20 protein-coding genes are annotated in these 17,164 nt (G+C 65.9%); 4 read left to right on the top strand and 16 right to left on the bottom strand.

Annotated elements, in window-relative coordinates; all coding sequences use genetic code 11:
• Positions 1-47: 47 nt before the first annotated feature.
• The 11 genes from ACVISU_RS03750 to ACVISU_RS03700 form a co-directional block, all read right to left on the bottom strand.
• The gene (locus ACVISU_RS03750) at positions 48-788 is read right to left on the bottom strand and encodes an SDR family NAD(P)-dependent oxidoreductase (RefSeq protein WP_456706042.1); all 741 of its coding nucleotides are present in this window, start codon (positions 786-788) and stop codon (positions 48-50) included.
• An 86-nt stretch (positions 789-874) separates the two neighbouring features.
• Positions 875-1,018 (bottom strand): hypothetical protein, encoded by a 144-nt coding sequence (locus ACVISU_RS03745; RefSeq protein WP_172803473.1) that lies wholly within the window; start codon positions 1,016-1,018, stop codon positions 875-877.
• Between the two features lie 11 nt (positions 1,019-1,029).
• Entirely contained in the window at positions 1,030-2,595 is a 1,566-nt protein-coding gene (purF, locus tag ACVISU_RS03740) for an amidophosphoribosyltransferase (RefSeq protein WP_430641485.1), read from the bottom strand.
• 26 nt (positions 2,596-2,621) lie between these two features.
• A complete protein-coding gene (locus ACVISU_RS03735) occupies positions 2,622-3,257 on the bottom strand; it encodes a CvpA family protein (RefSeq protein ID WP_456706041.1) in 636 nt (211 codons plus the stop codon).
• 181 nt (positions 3,258-3,438) lie between these two features.
• A complete protein-coding gene (radA, locus tag ACVISU_RS03730; RefSeq protein WP_456706040.1) occupies positions 3,439-4,920 on the bottom strand; it encodes a DNA repair protein RadA in 1,482 nt (493 codons plus the stop codon).
• Between the two features lie 101 nt (positions 4,921-5,021).
• Positions 5,022-5,495 carry a hypothetical protein gene (locus ACVISU_RS03725; protein ID WP_456706039.1) on the bottom strand — a complete coding sequence of 158 codons (474 nt, stop codon included), beginning with the start codon at positions 5,493-5,495 and terminating at the stop codon, positions 5,022-5,024.
• Positions 5,496-5,522: 27 nt separating this feature from the next.
• On the bottom strand, positions 5,523-6,248 hold the full coding sequence (locus ACVISU_RS03720) for a sulfite exporter TauE/SafE family protein (protein WP_456710751.1): 726 nt from the start codon (positions 6,246-6,248) through the stop codon (positions 5,523-5,525).
• Between the two features lie 185 nt (positions 6,249-6,433).
• Entirely contained in the window at positions 6,434-7,204 is a 771-nt protein-coding gene (gene xth, locus ACVISU_RS03715; RefSeq protein ID WP_456706038.1) for an exodeoxyribonuclease III, read from the bottom strand.
• A gap of 30 nt (positions 7,205-7,234) precedes the next feature.
• Complete coding sequence (gene alr, locus ACVISU_RS03710) at positions 7,235-8,539, bottom strand: alanine racemase (protein WP_456706037.1); 1,305 nt, start codon at positions 8,537-8,539, stop codon at positions 7,235-7,237.
• Between the two features lie 48 nt (positions 8,540-8,587).
• On the bottom strand, positions 8,588-10,093 hold the full coding sequence (locus tag ACVISU_RS03705) for a replicative DNA helicase (RefSeq protein ID WP_050406448.1): 1,506 nt from the start codon (positions 10,091-10,093) through the stop codon (positions 8,588-8,590).
• 292 nt (positions 10,094-10,385) lie between these two features.
• Positions 10,386-10,508 carry a hypothetical protein gene (locus ACVISU_RS03700; RefSeq protein ID WP_456706036.1) on the bottom strand — a complete coding sequence of 41 codons (123 nt, stop codon included), beginning with the start codon at positions 10,506-10,508 and terminating at the stop codon, positions 10,386-10,388.
• Between the two features lie 34 nt (positions 10,509-10,542).
• Between ACVISU_RS03700 and ACVISU_RS03695 the strand changes: the two genes are divergently transcribed.
• Complete coding sequence (locus ACVISU_RS03695) at positions 10,543-10,866, top strand: hypothetical protein (protein ID WP_456706035.1); 324 nt, start codon at positions 10,543-10,545, stop codon at positions 10,864-10,866.
• 20 nt (positions 10,867-10,886) lie between these two features.
• Here the strand turns inward: ACVISU_RS03695 and ACVISU_RS03690 are convergent, their stop codons facing one another.
• On the bottom strand, positions 10,887-12,140 hold the full coding sequence (locus ACVISU_RS03690; RefSeq protein WP_456706034.1) for a class I SAM-dependent methyltransferase: 1,254 nt from the start codon (positions 12,138-12,140) through the stop codon (positions 10,887-10,889).
• A gap of 258 nt (positions 12,141-12,398) precedes the next feature.
• Between ACVISU_RS03690 and ACVISU_RS03685 the strand changes: the two genes are divergently transcribed.
• The 3 genes from ACVISU_RS03685 (at position 12,399) to ACVISU_RS03675 (ending at position 14,501) form a co-directional block, all read left to right on the top strand.
• A complete protein-coding gene (locus ACVISU_RS03685; RefSeq protein WP_456706033.1) occupies positions 12,399-13,343 on the top strand; it encodes a hypothetical protein in 945 nt (314 codons plus the stop codon).
• A gap of 94 nt (positions 13,344-13,437) precedes the next feature.
• Complete coding sequence (locus tag ACVISU_RS03680; protein WP_456706032.1) at positions 13,438-14,043, top strand: TetR/AcrR family transcriptional regulator; 606 nt, start codon at positions 13,438-13,440, stop codon at positions 14,041-14,043.
• Positions 14,040-14,501, top strand: a complete 462-nt coding sequence (locus tag ACVISU_RS03675; protein WP_050406444.1) for a PaaI family thioesterase — start codon at positions 14,040-14,042, stop codon at positions 14,499-14,501. Before ACVISU_RS03680 ends, ACVISU_RS03675 begins: the two co-directional genes overlap by 4 nt.
• 129 nt (positions 14,502-14,630) lie before the next feature.
• Here the strand turns inward: ACVISU_RS03675 and rplI are convergent, their stop codons facing one another.
• From rplI to rpsF, 4 genes are all read right to left on the bottom strand, one after another.
• Positions 14,631-15,233 carry a 50S ribosomal protein L9 gene (rplI, locus tag ACVISU_RS03670; protein WP_050406443.1) on the bottom strand — a complete coding sequence of 201 codons (603 nt, stop codon included), beginning with the start codon at positions 15,231-15,233 and terminating at the stop codon, positions 14,631-14,633.
• A 52-nt stretch (positions 15,234-15,285) separates the two neighbouring features.
• Entirely contained in the window at positions 15,286-16,254 is a 969-nt protein-coding gene (locus ACVISU_RS03665; protein ID WP_456706031.1) for a hypothetical protein, read from the bottom strand.
• 125 nt (positions 16,255-16,379) lie between these two features.
• Complete coding sequence (gene rpsR, locus ACVISU_RS03660; RefSeq protein WP_016844287.1) at positions 16,380-16,619, bottom strand: 30S ribosomal protein S18; 240 nt, start codon at positions 16,617-16,619, stop codon at positions 16,380-16,382.
• 6 nt (positions 16,620-16,625) lie between these two features.
• Positions 16,626-17,093 carry a 30S ribosomal protein S6 gene (rpsF, locus tag ACVISU_RS03655; protein WP_050406442.1) on the bottom strand — a complete coding sequence of 156 codons (468 nt, stop codon included), beginning with the start codon at positions 17,091-17,093 and terminating at the stop codon, positions 16,626-16,628.
• Between the last annotated feature and the right edge of the window lie 71 nt (positions 17,094-17,164).

Below are 17,164 nucleotides of genomic sequence, written 5' to 3'. Positions count from 1 at the left end.
GGGGCCGGTTTTCTCCGCGTAAAGATATCCCGGGAGAGCGAACGAATCTACACCGGCGGCTGGAAGCTCCGCAGCGTGCGCGCCTTGTAGTCGTAGAGCTTGCCGGTTTCGGTCCAGGCTGGCGAGCACATCGGCACGATGTATTCGGCGGCCATGTCGGGCGTATCGAGCGTCATCGGGTCTTCGCCGGGAAACACCTGCGCGCGCATCCGCGTGCGGATCGGGCCGGGGCTGAACAGATTGACACGCAACGCCGTGTTGGCGGTCTCGTTGGCCCAGGAGCGCACCAGCGCGTCGAGCGCAGCTTTCGAGGCCGCATAGGGGCCGAGATAGGCGTTGGCCTTGTGCGCCACGCCTGATGTCACGAACACCGCGCGACCGGCGTCGGACTGGCGCAGCAGCGGGTCCATGCAGCGGATCAGCTGGAAGTTCGCGGTGACGTTGATCGCGAGCACGTCGTTCCACGGCTTCAGCTCGATATGTCCGAGCGGCGAGGAGGGGCCGGCCGTGCCGGCATTCCCGACCAGGACGTCGAGCTTGCCGTGGCGCTCATGCAGCGCGAGCCCGAGCCGGGCGATGCCGTCGTAATCGGTGAGCGAGAGCGGCACCAGGGTGGCGCTGCCGCCACCTTTTCGGATCTCGTCGTCGAGCTCTTCCAGCCCGCCTTGCGTGCGCGCGACCGCCACCACATGCGCGCCTGCCTTGGCCAGCGCGACGGATGTCGCATAGCCGATGCCGCGCGAGGCGCCGGTCACGAGGGCAATACGGGAGGCGAGGGGTTTTGTCATTGTCTGTCCGTCCATCTCTCGCGGCGGGTATTACAGACGGAAATGGCCGGGACAAGCCCGGCCATGACGAATTCCTGCGCTTTCGGCTAGGGGCCGGGCCCCTGGTCCATATTGCTGCTGTTGGTGCCGTTGCCCGAATTGTCGGGCGTCACCTTCATGCCCTGTCTGAACGCAAACACGATGAAGCCGACCAGCAGCACCCCACAGAGGATGCCCATGATCGGCTGCATGGCGTGCTCCGTCAGCTTGCCTCGGCCAGCAGCGAGAGCTGTCGCGGCGGGGCCTCGGTTTCGCTCTGGTCGGTGAGATGGGTCGGATAGGCGCCGGTGAAGCAGTGGTCGGCGAATCTCGGATTGGCGGGATCGCGCCCCTCATAGCCCATCGCGCGGTACATGCCGTCGATCGACAGGAAGGCGAGCGAGTCGGCGCCGATGATGTCCCGCATCTCCTCGAGCGAATGGGTCGCGGCGAGCAGGCCGCCGCGATCGGGCAGGTCGATGCCGTAATAGTCGGGATAGAGGATCGGCGGCGAGGCGAGGCGGAAATGCACCTCGCGGGCGCCGGCGTCGCGCATCATGCGGACGATCTTCTTCGAGGTGGTGCCGCGCACCAGCGAGTCGTCGATCAGGATGATGCGCTTGCCTTCGATCGCGGCGCGGTTGGCCGAATGCTTCATGCGCACGCCGAGCTCGCGCACGGTCTGGGTCGGCTGGATGAAGGTGCGGCCGACATAGTGGTTGCGGATGATGCCGAGCTCGAACGGCACGCCGGAATATTGGCTGTAGCCGACCGCGGCGGGCACGCCGGAATCCGGCACCGGTACCACGACGTCGACCTCGGGATGGCTCTCGCGGGCGAGCTGGGCGCCGAACGCCTTGCGCACGTCATACACCGAGCGGCCGCCGACGATCGAATCCGGGCGCGCGAAGTAGATGTACTCGAAGATACAGGGCCGCGCCGGCTTCGGCGGGAACGGCTTGTGGCTGTGCGCCCCCCGCTCGTCGAACACGATGATCTCGCCGGGGTCGATGTCGCGGACATATTTGGCGCCGATCATGTCGAGCGCGCAGGTCTCCGAGGTCAGGATCGGATGGCCGTCGAGATCGCCGAGCACCAGCGGACGGATGCCCAGCGGATCGCGGGCGCCGACCAGCTTCTTGTTGGTCAGCGCGACAAGCGCATAGGCGCCCTCGATGGTGCGCAGCGCCTCGATGAAACGGTCGATGAAGTGGGTGCGCTTCGACTGCGCGACGAGATGCAGGATCACCTCGGTGTCGGTGGTCGACTGCATCATGGCGCCGCCCTTGACCAGCTCGCGGCGCAGGGTCAGGCCGTTGGTCAAATTGCCGTTGTGGCCGACCGCAAAGCCGCCGGCGCTGAGCTCGGCGAACAGCGGCTGCACGTTGCGCAGGATGGTGCCGCCGGTGGTGGAGTAGCGGACATGGCCGACTGCGGCGCTGCCGGGCAGACGTTCGATCACCTCGCGGCGGGAGAAGGCGTCGCCGACCAGGCCGAGGCGGCGTTCGCTGTGGAAGCGGCCGCCGTCGAAGGAGACGATGCCGGCGGCCTCCTGGCCGCGGTGCTGCAGGGCGTGCAGGCCGAGCGCGGTGATCGCGGCGGCCTCCGGATGGCCGAAGACGCCGAACACGCCGCATTCCTCACGCAGCGTGTCGCCATCGAGATCGGGGTGGTATCTGAGATCGTCGTCCCTGAGATGTTCCTGTCGAAGATGTTCCTGCAATTCCGTCGGGCCGAGGTCGAGATCCAGTTGGGCGGCATGATCGGAAGGGGTTTGCATCTCGTTCATCGCCTCTCGCAAGGGGCCCAAATACGTTATCGGCCCGCGGGTTTCTCGATCAGCTTTTTCAAGCTGTCACGCGCAGGTTTGCTATAGCCATCGCCCGACGCCGGCGTCGCCTGATCGTTGGTATCAGCCGCAGAATCGTCGTCCGGCTTATTCTTCTTGAACTTCTTTAAGATGGTGTTCTCGGGGTCATCAGGCAAGAGCGCCATCAGCCAATCCCCGGTTCCCTGCAGCACCACCCGGGACTTCGCGCCGGCGACCCAATCGGGCCGCTGCTTGTCCGGAACCAGCCAGGTGAAGAACATGAACGCCACGACCACGATCAGGAGGCCGCGGGCGAGCCCGAACAGGAAGCCGAGGGTGCGGTCGAGCGCGCCGATCCGGGAATCCAGGATCATGTCCGAGATCCGCACCGTGATGATCGAGACCACGATCAGCGTGCCGATGAAGACGCCGGCCACCACCACCACGGCCGCGACCGTGTCGTTATTGAAGTAAGTTTTGGCGGTCGGCAGCAGCTTCGAGAAAGCATACAGCGTGACCAGGGCTGCGGCGCCCCAGGCCGCGATCGACAGGATCTCGCGCATGAAGCCGCGCACCATGGCAAGCAGGCCCGAAATCAGCATCACGCCGAGCAGGACGAGATCGAGTATCGTTATGGGCATCGGCTGGTCAGGTCCGCTGGTACGTTTCGGTACGGGGCTTACGCTGTTAAGGGCTCTCGCGAATCGGCAAAGTCGGTGCCGTCCTAACTGAGGCGCATCGGGGGCATCCGGCAAGGCCGCAACACCACCTGTCCCGCGCGGCGGATGTATAGCGGCGGGGGGCTGATACGTCACGCCCGCTTTAGCTGGTCTCGCGACGGAATCGGGCCGGTGTGGCATTTTTCTCAACGGGATCAGCGGCGCTGGAGCCGCCTTGGTCGTCCCTCGGCGCAGCCCGGCCACCTCGCGGCGTCCCGCGGGCCGCAATTTCGGCGACCAGCGTGGTCAGATTGCCGACGATGTTGAGGGCAAGCCCACTGTCTCCGCCGCCATCGCCGCGGGCCGATTCGGGCAGGATGGCGCGGCCGAAACCGAGCTTGAGGGCCTCCTTGAGCCGGGCCGGCGTCTGCGCCACCGGGCGGATCGCACCCGACAGCGAAATCTCGCCGAAATAGACCGCATCCGTCGGCAGGGGCGCATTCACCAGTGAGGAGACCAGCGCGGCCGCCGCCGCGAGGTCCGCGGCCGGCTCCTGGATGCGCAGGCCGCCCGCGACGTTGAGATAGACGTCATGTCCGGACAATTTGACGCCGCAATGCGCTTCCAGCACCGCCAGCACCATCGACAGCCGGCTCGGATCCCAGCCGACCACGGCGCGGCGCGGGGTGCCCAGCGAGGTCGGCGCCACCAGCGCCTGCAACTCGACCAGCACCGGGCGGGTCCCCTCGATGCCCGCGAACACCGCCGTGCCGGGGCTGCCGAGCTCGCGTTCGGAGAGGAACAGTTCCGAGGGGTTGGTGACCTCGCGCAGGCCGAGGCCGGTCATCTCGAACACGCCGATCTCGTCGGTCGCGCCGAAGCGGTTCTTGGCCGAGCGCAGGATGCGGAACTGCTGCGAGCCTTCGCCCTCGAACGACAGCACGGCATCGACCATGTGCTCGACCACGCGGGGGCCGGCGATCTGGCCGTCCTTCGTGACATGCCCGACCAGGATGATCGTTGCCCCCGTCTTCTTGGCGAAGCGAATGAGGGCCTGCGCCGAGGCGCGGACCTGCGTCACCGTGCCCGGCGCGGACTCCACCGTGTCGGTCCACATGGTCTGGATCGAGTCGATCACGATCAGCCGCGGCACCGCGCCTTCCGACAGTGTCGAGACGATGTCCTCGACCGAGGTTTCGGAGGCGAGCTGCACTGGCGCGTCCGCGAGCCCGAGCCGCTCGGCGCGGAGCCGCACCTGAGCGACGGCTTCTTCGCCGGAGATGTAGACCGCGCGGTGGCCCGCGCGCGCCATCATGGATGTCGCCTGGGTCAGCAGCGTCGATTTGCCGATGCCGGGATCGCCGCCGACCAAGAGCACCGAGCCGCGGACGAAGCCGCCGCCGGTGACACGGTCGAGTTCGGCCATACCGGACGACAGCCGCGGCGCGTCCTGGGTTTTGCCGGACAGCGATTCCAGCGCGAACGTCCGCCCCTTGCGCTTCGAGCGGATCGAGACCGGCACCGAGCCCGTGGTGTCTTCCTCAGCCAGCGTGTTCCACTCGCCGCAGGAGTCGCACTTGCCCTGCCAGCGATTATACGCCGCGCCGCAGTTCTGGCAGATGAAAGAGAGGGTGGATTTGGCCATGGAGAAGAGCTCGATTCCGTTCTCTCTCCATAGCATGGATCAAGAGCCGGCAACCTCCGACGTCGTCGCCGTGCCCAGGCACGTTCGGTCAAGAACCGGAGTCAGTTGGCCGGCGTCGGTCGCTGCTTCACAATGCGTACCGCAATCGACGGGGCGGGCCACAGCTGTAGCCTGTAGTGATCGTTTCCCTCCAGGCCGTCCTCCGAAAGCGTGTCGAGCGCGCCGTAGGACGCGCGGACCCGATAGGTCCCCGGTGCGGTTTCGATGCGCATCGCGTCAGGCAAGTAGTCCGTACAACCAGCGATCACGATGCGTCCGGATGCGACGTCGAGGCTGGCTTCGACCACATGATCCCAGTTGGCAAAATCATCGTCCGGCTCGCGCTCGAGCAACTGCACCGCGACCGGAACATCCATGTTCCTTACGGTACCGATTCCAACCGTTCCAGGCGCGGTCGCGAGCAATCGATCGGTCGCTTCCCCCGTCCACGCAGCGGACGGGTCGCCCGATGCAGGTTCGTCCTGGACGTAGAACTGAAAATAATCGGCGAATAGCGAGAGTTCGAAGGATTTCATGTTCGCATTTCCGTCGATGATCGAGCTTCAACTGACCACAGCCGACCATAGCAGCGACACCCCCGCTGCCAGCATGATGCCGTCCATGATCAGGCGGAACGCCTCCGGCTTCATCCGCAGCACGAAGCGTTTGGCGATGAAGGCGCCGGCCATCAGCGAGGCGCCGGCGATCAGGCCCTTCAGTGCGATGTCAGGCGTCAGCGCGCCGAACCGCTCGAAGGTCACGGACTTGCTGACATAGAGCCCGAGCGAACTCGCCGCTTCGGTGGCGAGGAACGCGCCCTTGCTGAGGCCGTAAAACAAGAACAGCGGCACGCTGAGCGGGCCGGTCGAGGCCACGATGCCGGTGAGATAGCCGATCAGCCCGCCGCCGATTGCGAGATGCCAGAGATTGGCCTTCAGTTCATGTCGCGCCAGCCAGTGCCGCACCGGCACCATTGCGATCAGGAACACGCCGATCGCGATGTCGACCGCGCGCGAGGGCAGGGCTAGCAGGGTGCGCGCGCCGAGCGCTGCGGCTGGAATGCCCGTGATCGAGTAAGCGGCGCAGGCGCGCCAGTCGACCTCGCGCCACCAGGCCAGGATGCGCGACAGATTGGCCATGACGGCGGCGACCGCCATGATCGGCACTGCCTGTTTCGGCCCGTATTGATAGACCAGCACCGGCATCAGCATGATCGACGAGCCGGTGCCGACGATGCCGGAAATGGTGCCGGCGACCAGGCCGACGGTGAGGACGAACAGGAAGCCCACGCGCACTCCGGATCTGCTGCCGGGCCATTCAGGATATGCGTCCCGAGAGCGGAGGCTCAGTGTGACCCCATGGTCGGAGACGATGCAAGGGTGCCGCCCAGCCAGCGACACGCGTTCGTGCGCAGCGCAGCGAGACTCGGACCAGCCTGCGCCGGGTCGATTGTGTGACTGTGGTTCGAGCGCGATCACCGCAACACTGCCCACGCCGGCGCGTGATCGCTGGCGCCTTCCTCGCCACGAACGTCGCGGTCGACGCCGGCTTTCGCGAGCCGCGCCGCAACTTGCGGGCTGAGCAGCAGATGATCGAGCCGGAGACCTGCATCACGCGGCCAGCGCTGGCGCTTGTAGTCCCAGAAGGTGAACATCTGACGATCCGGATGCAATGTGCGGATCGCATCGCACCATCCTTGATCGACCAGTGCCTTGAACGCGGCGCGGCTCTTGGGCTGGATCAGCGCATCCTTGTCCCAGGAGCGGGTCGGATAGATGTCGAGCGGCGTCGGCGCGACGTTGTAGTCGCCGGCGAGCACCACGGGGACGTTCTGCTTGAGCAGCTTGGCGGCATGGGCGCGCAGCCGCTTGAACCAGGCGAGCTTGTAGTCGAATTTCGGGCCGGGCTGCGGATTGCCGTTCGGCAGATAAAGGCTGGTGACGACGATGCCGCGCACCGCGGCCTCGATGTAGCGCGCTTCATGATCGCTGGCGTCACCGGGCAGGGCGGAGCGGATCAGGACCGGCTCGGCCTTGCGCGCGAGGATGGCGACGCCATTCCAGGTCTTCTGGCCCTGCCACACCGCGCCGTAGCCGGCCTTCTCGAGCGCGGCCGCTGGAAACTCGGCGTCGCTCGCCTTCAGCTCCTGCAGGCTGACGACGTCGGGCTTGGCCGATTTCAGCCAGCGCAGCAGGTTCGGCAGCCGGCGATTGACATTGTTGATGTTGAAGGTCGCGATCTTCATGCGGTCAGGCAGTCGCGACTGGTCACGTCGTCAGGCGGAGGGCAATGGCGGCGGCGCGGGCGGCGCCGCTGTCGGCAAGGTTGGCGGCGCCGCTTGCGCAGCGGCGGGCTCGGTCTTCTCGGCGGCTGTCTCGCCCTTCTCGGCGACCGTGTCACTGCGCGCGGCGACGGCATCGCCGCCCTTGTAGATGCGCACGAAGCGGCGGCCGAGGCTGGTCAGCACCTCGTAGCCGATGGTGCCGAAATGATGCGCGACCTCGTCGACCGTGATGCCTTCGCCGATCAGCGTCACCATGTGACCGCGCCGCACGGCATTCTTGTCGAGGTCGGTGACGTCGACCGCGATCAGATCCATCGAGACGCGGCCGGCGATCGGGCAGCGCTTGCCGGCGACCACGACCTCGGCACCGCGGGTGCCGTCATTGGCGCTGGCGGCGCGGAAATAGCCGTCGGCATAGCCCGCGGCGACGATCGCAAGCCGGGTCGGCCGCCGTGCGGTCCAGGTGCCGCCATAGCCGACGGTCTCGCCGCGATCGATGTTGCGGATCTGCACGATGCGCGCCTTGAGGTCGACCACAGGCTGCATCGGGTTGTCCGCCTCCGGCGTCGGGTTGACGCCGTAGAGCGCGCAGCCCGGCCGCACCATCTCGAACTGGAATTGGGCGCCGAGGAACACGCCGGAGGAGTTTGCCAGCGAGGCCGGCACGCCGGTGAACAGGCTTGCGATCTCGCGGAAGCTCGCAAGCTGCCTGGCGTTGGCGGGATTGTTGAGCAATTCGGCGGAGACGAGGTGGCTCATGACCAGCGTGATGCCGTGATCGCCGGCATTGATCCGCGGGATGATGCCTTGCGCTTCGCTGACCGTCAGCCCGAGCCGGTTCATGCCGGTGTCGATATGGATGGCGGCGCCGCCGGACCAGCCGGAGCGGCGGCAGAACACGTCCCATTCGGCGAGTTCGTTGAGATCGCCGATGACGGGCTTGCAGTCGATTTTGGCGTAGGCGTCGCCGGTCTGCTGGAAGAAGCCGCCGAGCGCATACACGGTCGCTTGCGGAACGGCGGCGCGCACCACGGCGGCCTCTTCGACGGTGGCGACGAAGAAGGTCTTGCAGCCGGCCTTGGCCAGCGCCCGCGACACCTGCTCGGCGCCGCAGCCATAGGCGTTGGCCTTGACCACGGCGGCGCATTCCGCAGGTACCGCGGTCTTCTCGAGCTTGCGCCAGTTGGCGATGATGGCGTCGAGATCGACGGTGAGGATGCCGGTGGCGGTCGGATGGGCCGCCAGCAGATTGGCTTCGGGCGTCAGCTGCGATTTTGCGTCGGTCACGATGTTCATGGCTCAGTTGTACGCGCGGGGCGGGCGGCCTTCAACTGCGCCGCTCCGCTAGTACGAGGGGCGATCCGGGACCTGTCCGTCCGATGCGAGGTCGCCGAACCGGGTGACGCTGGCTTCGAAGTGCAGTTCGACGGTGCCGGTCGGACCATGGCGCTGCTTGCCGATGATGACTTCGGCCTTGCCGAGCGCGCGCTCCATTTCGGCTTGCCAGGTCGCGTGCTCCGGAGTGCCGGGCCGTGGTTCCTTGTTCGCGAGATAGTATTCCTCGCGGTACACGAACATCACGACGTCGGCGTCCTGCTCGATCGAGCCGGATTCACGCAGGTCCGAAAGCTGCGGCCGCTTGTCGTCGCGGTTTTCGACCTGACGCGAGAGCTGCGACAGCGCAATCACGGGGACGTTGAGCTCCTTCGCCAGCGCCTTCAGATTGGTGGTGATCTCGGTGATTTCCTGCACGCGGTTGTCGTTGCCCTTCTTGCCCGAACCCTGCAACAGCTGGATGTAGTCGATCACGATCAGGTCGAGACCCTTTTGCCGCTTGAGGCGGCGGGCGCGCGCGGTGAGCTGCGAGATCGACAGGCCACCGGTTTCGTCGACGTAGAACGGCAGCGACTGCAACTCGATCGAGCAGTCGCGGATTTTCTCGAAATCGAGCTCGGAAATGCCGCCGCGCCGGATATGGCTGGAGGGAATGCCGGTGCGCTCGGCGAGAATACGGGTGGCGAGCTGTTCGCCGCTCATTTCGCAGGAGAAGAAGCCGACCGCGCCGCCGTTGATCGCCTTGATGGTGCCGTCGGCCTGCACTTCGGGAACATAGGCCTTGGCGATGTTGTAGGCGATGTTGGTGGCGAGCGAGGTCTTGCCCATGCCGGGACGGCCGGCGAGCACGATCAGGTCGCTCGGCTGCAATCCGCCCATCTTGGTGTCGAGGTCGCGCAGCCCGGTCGAAATGCCGGACAGCTTGCCGTCGCGCTGGAACGCCTTGGCTGCCATGTCGACGGCGACCGTGAGTGCGTCGGCAAAGCGCTGGAAGCCGCCATCGTAGCGGCCGGTTTCAGCGAGGCTGTAGAGCTGCCGTTCGGCGTCCTCGATCTGCGCACGCGGGGCGAAATCCACGGGGGCGTCGTAGGCGACGTTGACGATCTCCTCGCCGATCTGGATCAGGTTGCGGCGCAGGCTGAGATCATAGACGGTACGGCCGTAGTCCTGCGCGTTGATGATGGTGGTCGCTTCGGCGGCGAGGCGGGCGAGGTATTGGCTCACCGTGATGCCGCCGAGGTCGAGGTCGGCAGGCAGGAATGTCTTCAAGGTCACGGGATTGGCGACCTTGCCCATCCGGATCAGGCTGCCGGCGGTTTCATAGATCTGCTGGTGGATGGCCTCGAAGAAGTGCTTCGGCTCCAGGAAGTCGGAGACCCGGTAGAAGGCGTCGTTGTTGACCAGGATAGCGCCCAGCAGCCCCTGTTCCGCTTCGATGTTGTGCGGCGCGCTCCGATAGGTCGGGGACGCGGCGTCGGGCGCGAGCTTGTGGACGTTCGAATCAATCAAGGCCATGGACGAGCTTATTCTTCTGATTTCGTCGTTACTGAGATTTTCGGCTGTGGGGCCGCGATCAAGCGCCAGCCAGGCACCAAGCGAAAGGACGGATGTTTCTTATGCACGATTCACACAACACGAGGTGTGAATCCGGGACGGCAGGGAGCATTCCGCTTGACGGGGGATTCGGTCGAAAACCAGCGGGGTTCGGCCGGTCAGCGACGTCGTCGGCGAAAATTCGACACGGCCTGAACCTTTTTCCGGGCTGCCGCGCCCAACCAGCAGGGAGGTCGGTGCTGGCCTCGGTTGCTCAGACCAGGATGAGGAAAGCCAGCGCGATCAAGGCGGCCGCCACGCCGGTTGCGATCAAGGCGTAGTCGGTCACGAGGTCGCGCTGCGGGTCCTGCATCGTCTGGTGCGGTTCTCGGGTCATTCAGGACCACTACGACAGCCCGGAACAGACCTCTGTGAAGCAGATCACACCTGGCGCATTTTCTTTGCGGCAGGCTTGCGGGAACGACCTGGCGGATTCCGGGTTGTCCTCGTCCAAGGAAGATACGGTGACGATGGCTCGGCAGTTTCCGACAGTGCGAATTGGGCTCGGCCAGGCAGGTGGTATGGACCGCCGCTGGCTGGCGGCGCTCGTCGATGCCATGGAGCAGGCGGCGCGTCCGGAGGTCCGGCACGTGCCCTGCGATGTCAGTCTGATTTCGGCCGCTGCGGCTCACTTGGCGCGCCCGCCGGCGTCGACCTTCGCCCATTGCGGCTCGGCCTACAGCCTGCGCAACTAGCGGTACCCGCGCTTTCGGACCTATTCGCCGGCGAGTTGCAGCCGGGGTTTTGCGGCGCCGGCTTCCTTGAGCCGGAGGCGACCTTCCTCAAGGCCGATATAGTCGCGGGTCATGGGCACGATGCCCTGGCGCTTGGTCAGTTGCAGCTGGAAGTTCATCATGTTCTGCACGCGGAACGACATCTCCGAGGCCGCCAGATAGAATTCCCACATCCGGGCAAAGGCCTCGTCATAGAGCCGCACGGCCTCCTCCCGTCGCGCCATGAAGCGGTCGCGCCATGCTTTCAGAGTCTCCGCATAGTGCAGGCGCAGGATCTCCATGTCGCAGATCAGCAATCCGGCCTTCTCGATTGCCGGCATGACCTCGGAGAGCGCCGGAATGTAGCCGCCGGGGAAGATGTATTTCCGGATCCAGGGGCTGGTGACGTCGGGACCGGTCGAGCGGCCGATCGAGTGCAGCATCATGATGCCGTCATCGCTCAGCAGCTCGGCGCAGCGCTTGAAGAAGGTCTCGTAATAGGCGACCCCGACATGCTCGAACATGCCGACCGAGACGATGCGGTCGAACGGGCCCGGGATGTCACGGTAGTCCTGCAGCAGGAAGCGCGCCGAATTTGTCAGGTTCTTTTCCGCCGCCCGGGCGTTGGAGATCTGCAGCTGCTCGGTCGACAGGGTGACGCCGGTGACGTCGGCGCCGCTCATCTCGGCAAGATAGAGCCCGAGTCCGCCCCACCCGGAACCGATGTCGAGGACGCGGTCGCCGGGCTTGACCAGGAGTTTTGCGGCGAGGTGACGCTTCTTGGCGAGCTGGGCGTCATCCAGCGTCGTGTCCGGCGTCTCGAAATAGGCGCAGCTATATTGCTTGTCGGCGTCGAGGAAGAGGGAGTAAAGGCGGCCGTCGAGGTCGTAATGACGGGCGACATTGCTCCTGGAGCGGCCGCGCACATTGATCTGCTGGGCGCGCCGTCCGAGGAAGCGCAGCCAGGCCTGCAGCCGGGCGAAGTTCGGCAACATCGCAGCCTGGCCCATCAGGACGGCCAGCACGTCGGCGATGGTGCCTTGTTCCACCACGAACGTGCCGTCCATGAAGGCTTCGCCGAGGTAAAGCTCGGGATCGACCAGTACGCGCAGTTCGGCCGCCCTGGTCATGAAGCGCACGGCGACCGGAATGCCCGTGCCATCGCCACAGGTGAATTGAGCGCCGCTCGCGGTCGTGAACGTGATCGAACCGCGGCGGATGAAGCGCCCCAAGAAAAATCGCAACAATCGGTCCATCGAAACACCAACGGAACGGCAAGCTGCACACCGACACCACCGGAGCTGATCACTCCAATGTGTCCCCAACCTAAAGATAGGCAGGGAATTGGATAGCGCTATTGCGTTGTGCTCAAAGCCGATATTCCAAAATGTGACAATTGCGTGGATGCGTCACGCGCGCGCTTCCATTCGCGCGATAATCGGATAAAAGGTGACCGCCGCGGCCGATCCATGAGGCGCAGGCGGCGATTTTTCCGGAATCTGGAGACTTAAGGAATGTTGAGCCGAGCCCTCAGTCTGGCGACGGTGACGCTTCTGATTGGCCTGTCGGCCGTATCAGCGCAGGCGCAAAACCTCGAGGCCGGCAAAAGCCCCTCCCAGATTTTCGCCAACACCTGCACGGCCTGCCACAAGAGCCCGCGTGGTCTCCTGAAGACCGTGCCGGCCGGTTCGCTGCCGGGCTTCCTGCGTCAGCACTACACGACGTCGAGCGACATGGCCGGCGTGCTGGCGTCCTATCTGATCTCCAACGGCGCCAACGATCCGCGCTACCAGGCCAAGGATAACCCCCGGGGCGCCAAGGGCCGCGACGCCAGGCAGGAGGCAAACCAGTCTCCGGAGCAGCCGGCCGAACGCCCGTCGCGCCGGCAGCATCAGGGTGCTGCGCCGCAGGAAGGCGCGAAGCCCGATGCCGACGGCTTGAATCCCGAAGGACGTCCCGCCCACCGCGGCCGGCGCATGGCGCGGCCGAGCGAGGCGCCTGATGGTGCCAAGCCGGACGATGGCCAGGCCCCGCAGGCCGCCGGCGAAGGCAAGCCGTCGCGCCACAAGCATGGCCGTCGCGACAAGCCGGTCGAGGAGCCGAAGTCCGACGAGGCGCCCAAGGGCGAGGCGGCGGGCGAGCAGCCCAAATCCCAGACCGCCGTCACACGCGAGGACAAGGGTGAAGCCGAGAAGCCGGCGAAGCCTGCCAGCCAGCCCGACACGGCCAAGGTCGAGGCGCCGAAGAGCAATGCGGGTGGCGAGCCGGCTGCCGTGCGATCGGACCCCGTTCCGCAGGTGACACCCGCAGCTCCCGCCGCTTCCCCTGCGCCCGAGCCAGCCGCCGCCGCTTCTCCCGCGCCGGCTCCCGCCGCGCCGCCGGTAACCGCGGCCGCGCCGCCTCCGCCGCCCCCGACGACGCCGGGCTCCGGTCCGCCGGAAGCGCCGAGCTCGAAGTAATCGCCAACGCCGGGCCGTGAGGTCCGGCATTATCATTTGACTGCCGCTAGAGTATAGCTCTAGAGTATTGATCTAATGGTGAACGGAGCGGTGGTTGAGTACGGCGCGCAAAGATCTATTGGCGGCGGGATTGGCGGTGTTCGACCGCGACGGGTTCGAGGGAGCGACGGTCGCCGAGATCCGCTCCCGCGCGCGCGCGTCCAACGGCAGCTTCTTCCATTTCTTCAGCTCGAAGAAGGAGCTCGCCGGAACCCTGTTCCTGGAGATCCTGCAGGCCTATCACGCCGCGATCATCACCGCGGTCGACGACACGCACGGCGCCGGCGAGGGTGTTGCGCGGCTGATCCGGGCCCACCTCGATTGGGTCGTGACCAACAGGCGCGAGGCCCGCTTCCTGTTCGAGATCTCGCGCAGCGAGTGGAGCGAGGAGGTGCGCGGCGCACAGCGCACCGAGAACTCCCGGCTTACTGACGGCATCGAGCGCTGGCGCGCGCCGCTGCTCGCGCGTGGCGAGTTGCTGCCGATGAGCGCTGTGCTGTTCTTCAGCCAGATCATCGGGCCGGCGCAGATCTTCTGCCGCGCCTATCTGTCGGGTCGGCATCATGGCGACCCGCGCGAACAGGTCGAGACGCTGATCGCCTGCGCGATCCGCGCGGTGGTGGCGCCGGGTGCGCCGGAGCGAGCGGGAGGGACGTCATGAACCAGGCCGATCCGGACTTTGCGCCCATCGCCACGCGGATTCGCGACAATGTCGGCCGTCAGGGCTTCATGGGTCTTGTCGGCGCTGAAGTGGCCGAACTGTCGCGCGGTGCGTGCACGCTCGCGGTCGACCGCCGGCCTGAGTTGCTGCAGCAGCACGGCCTGTTTCACGGCGGGGTGACGGCGTTCTTGGTCGACAACGCCACCACGATCGCGGCGGCGACGTCGCGTGGCCAGCCGGCGCTGACGGCCGAGTACAAGCTGAACTTGCTGTCGCCGGCGTCTGGCGACCGCCTGATCTGTCGCGCGCGAGTGATCAAACCGGGACGTCAGGTCGCGGTCGTTGCGGCCGACGTGTTCTGCATCATCGACGGCAAGGAGAAGCACACCGCGACCGCACTGGCGTCGATCGCGATGCTCGACGATGAGGCGGCGGCGCGAATCCAAAGCCCGGCCTGATGGGGCCGGGCTTCGTAACGTTTTCGAGCGAAGTGGATACCGGTTCGCGTGAAGAAAACGCGTCAAAACCAGAATCGAGAGCATCGGTTCAGAACCGATGCTCTCGTCGGTGGAGCGATGAAGAGACGCTTACTTCTCTTCGGCAGCCGGAGCCGGCGCAGCCTCGTCGTCGTGCTGGGCTTCCGGATCGAAGAATTCGCCGGCGGCGGCGAGCGCCTCGGCGGCAGCGTCCTGGTCTTCCTGGCGGGTCGAGATGTCCTCGCCGCGCTTGATCCGCTCGGCCTCTTCGGCGGAGCGGGCGACCGTCACGGTGACGCTGGTCTCGACCTCGGGGTGAACCGCGATCGTGACCTTCTGCTGGCCGATCACCTTGATCGGCGAGTCGAGCCAGACCTGCGGACGGGCAACCTGCACGCCGTCGGCAGCCAACGCGGCGACGATGTCACGCACCGTGACCGAGCCGAACAGCTGGCCCGATTCGGAGGCTTGGCGGATGATGACGATGTCGCGGCCGTCGATCTTCTCGGCGACCTTGGCGGCTTCGCCCTTGGCCTTGATGTTGTTGGCCTCGAGCTCGGCCTTCATGCCGTCATACTTGGCGCGGTTCGCCTCGGTGGCGCGCAGCGCCTTGCCGCGCTTCAGCAAGAAGTTGCGGGCGAACCCGTCCTTGACGCGCACGACCTCGCCCATCTGACCAAGCTTGGCAACGCGTTCCAGCAGAATGACTTCCATTTTCGTTCTCCTTTAGAGGCTAAGTATTGGGGTTACGTGGTTGGATCGAATGTCAGGCCGCGGGCAAAGGCGGTGGCCTGGTTTGCAGGTAGCGCTGGCGCAGTCCGAACACGGCGTCGGCAATGCCGAGCGCGAAGATCGCGACGATCGGCCAGCCGAACATGACGACGACGGCATAGATGCCGCCGAGCCAGAAGCCGCGATTGGCGAGCGACAGCGTCAGGGTGTGCAGCACGGCGAAGCCGACGAGCGCATAGGCGATCACGAGCGCCGCGGTGACGATCTGCGCCAGCAGCGCAAGCATGCCGCCGACGAAGCTGACGGCGATCGCCACCAGCAACGCGACCAGCGTCATGGCGGGGAGCGCGGTGCCGCGGAGCTCCGGCCACGGCCGGTTCAGCCGCCCGGAGGTTTGCGTGATCTTGCCGGCGAGCCACAGGTTGAGCGTCAGCGTGACCATCGCGATGACCGTTGCCGCGAGCGGCGCAAAGATCACCAACGCGTCGACGACCCGTTCGATGTCACTGCCGGCTTGACCTTCGCCGGCGCTGAGCATCTTGAGCAGGCCGCGTCGCAACGTGCCGGTGATCGTGTCGGTATCCATGCCAAGCGTCAGCAGCGCGGCGGTCGTGGTGACAATGGCGAAGGCCGCGATCCAGAGCAGGATACGGCCGACGGGATACCACTCGAGCGCAGGCGCCTGCTGGGCAGCGCTATCGGCGGCTGCGCCCGCGATCGGCCGTCCGAGCAGAGCGAGATGGCCGAGCCACCAGCCGGGCAGGGCGACCATCATGGCAAACGCGATGCAATAGGGAAGTCCGAACAGCACGCCGAGCACGGACGCCGCAGCGATACCGCCGATGGCGGCGGCGAGCGGGCCCCAGCCGAGCGCCGTCACCATCAGAGGCAGCGGCGCTAGATAGAACAGCAATATCGAGACCGCCGCGCCCGAAACGATCGAGGCGAACATCAACGCCGACGCGGCGCCGGCGACAAGTGCAACAATGAGTATCGTGATCATCAGCTGTCCCGCCCCCTTTGAGCGGTTAGGGGTTCTGCTTCGAGAACCCCAACCATCGGCGACCGGACGACCCGGAAGCCTTATGAGATGAGCGGCCGGCGGCAGGCGCCGCCGGCCGGAAACGGTCAGCGAATAACGTAAGGCAGCAGGCCGAGGAAGCGCGCGCGCTTGATGGCGCGGGCGAGCTCACGCTGCTTCTTGGCGGACACGGCCGTGATGCGGCTCGGCACGATCTTGCCGCGCTCGGAGACGTAACGCATCAGCAGCTTGGAATCCTTGTAGTCGATCTTCGGCGCATTCGCGCCCGTGAACGGGCAGGACTTGCGACGACGGAAAAACGGACGGCGGGCACCAGCATCAGCCATGATTCATTACTCCTCGGTCGCAGCTTCTTCGTCGCGCGGACGGCGCGGACCACGGTCGCCACGGAAACCACCACCTTCACGGTCACCACGGAAACCGCCTTCGCGGTCGCCACGGAAGCCGCCGCCACGGTCATCGCGCTCGCGGTCACGGTCGGCCTTGCGCATCATCGCGGACGGGCCTTCCTCGTGCTCTTCGACGCGCACGGTGAGATAACGGATGACGTCTTCGCTGATCCGCTCCTGGCGCTCGATCTCGGTGACGACAGCCGACGGTGCGTCGATGTTCATCAGCACGAAATGCGCCTTGCGGTTCTTGTTCATGCGGTAGGTGAGGGAGCGCACGCCCCAGCTCTCGGTCTTGGTGACCTTGCCGCCGCCCTGTTCGACGATGCCCGTCATCTGGGCCGTCAGTTCATCCACCTGCTGGGTGCTCGCATCCTGACGCGCGAGAAAAACATGCTCATAAAGAGGCATGGTTGTCCTTTCCTAAAGTTGGCGCGGTTTCCGGCGACAAGCCCTTCGAGACCTTCGGAAAGGACTCGAGC

Source organism: Bradyrhizobium sp. USDA 4452, assembly GCF_054063575.1.
Note: the sequence above shows the minus strand (reverse complement) of the source record. Positions and strands in the feature narration are given on the sequence as shown.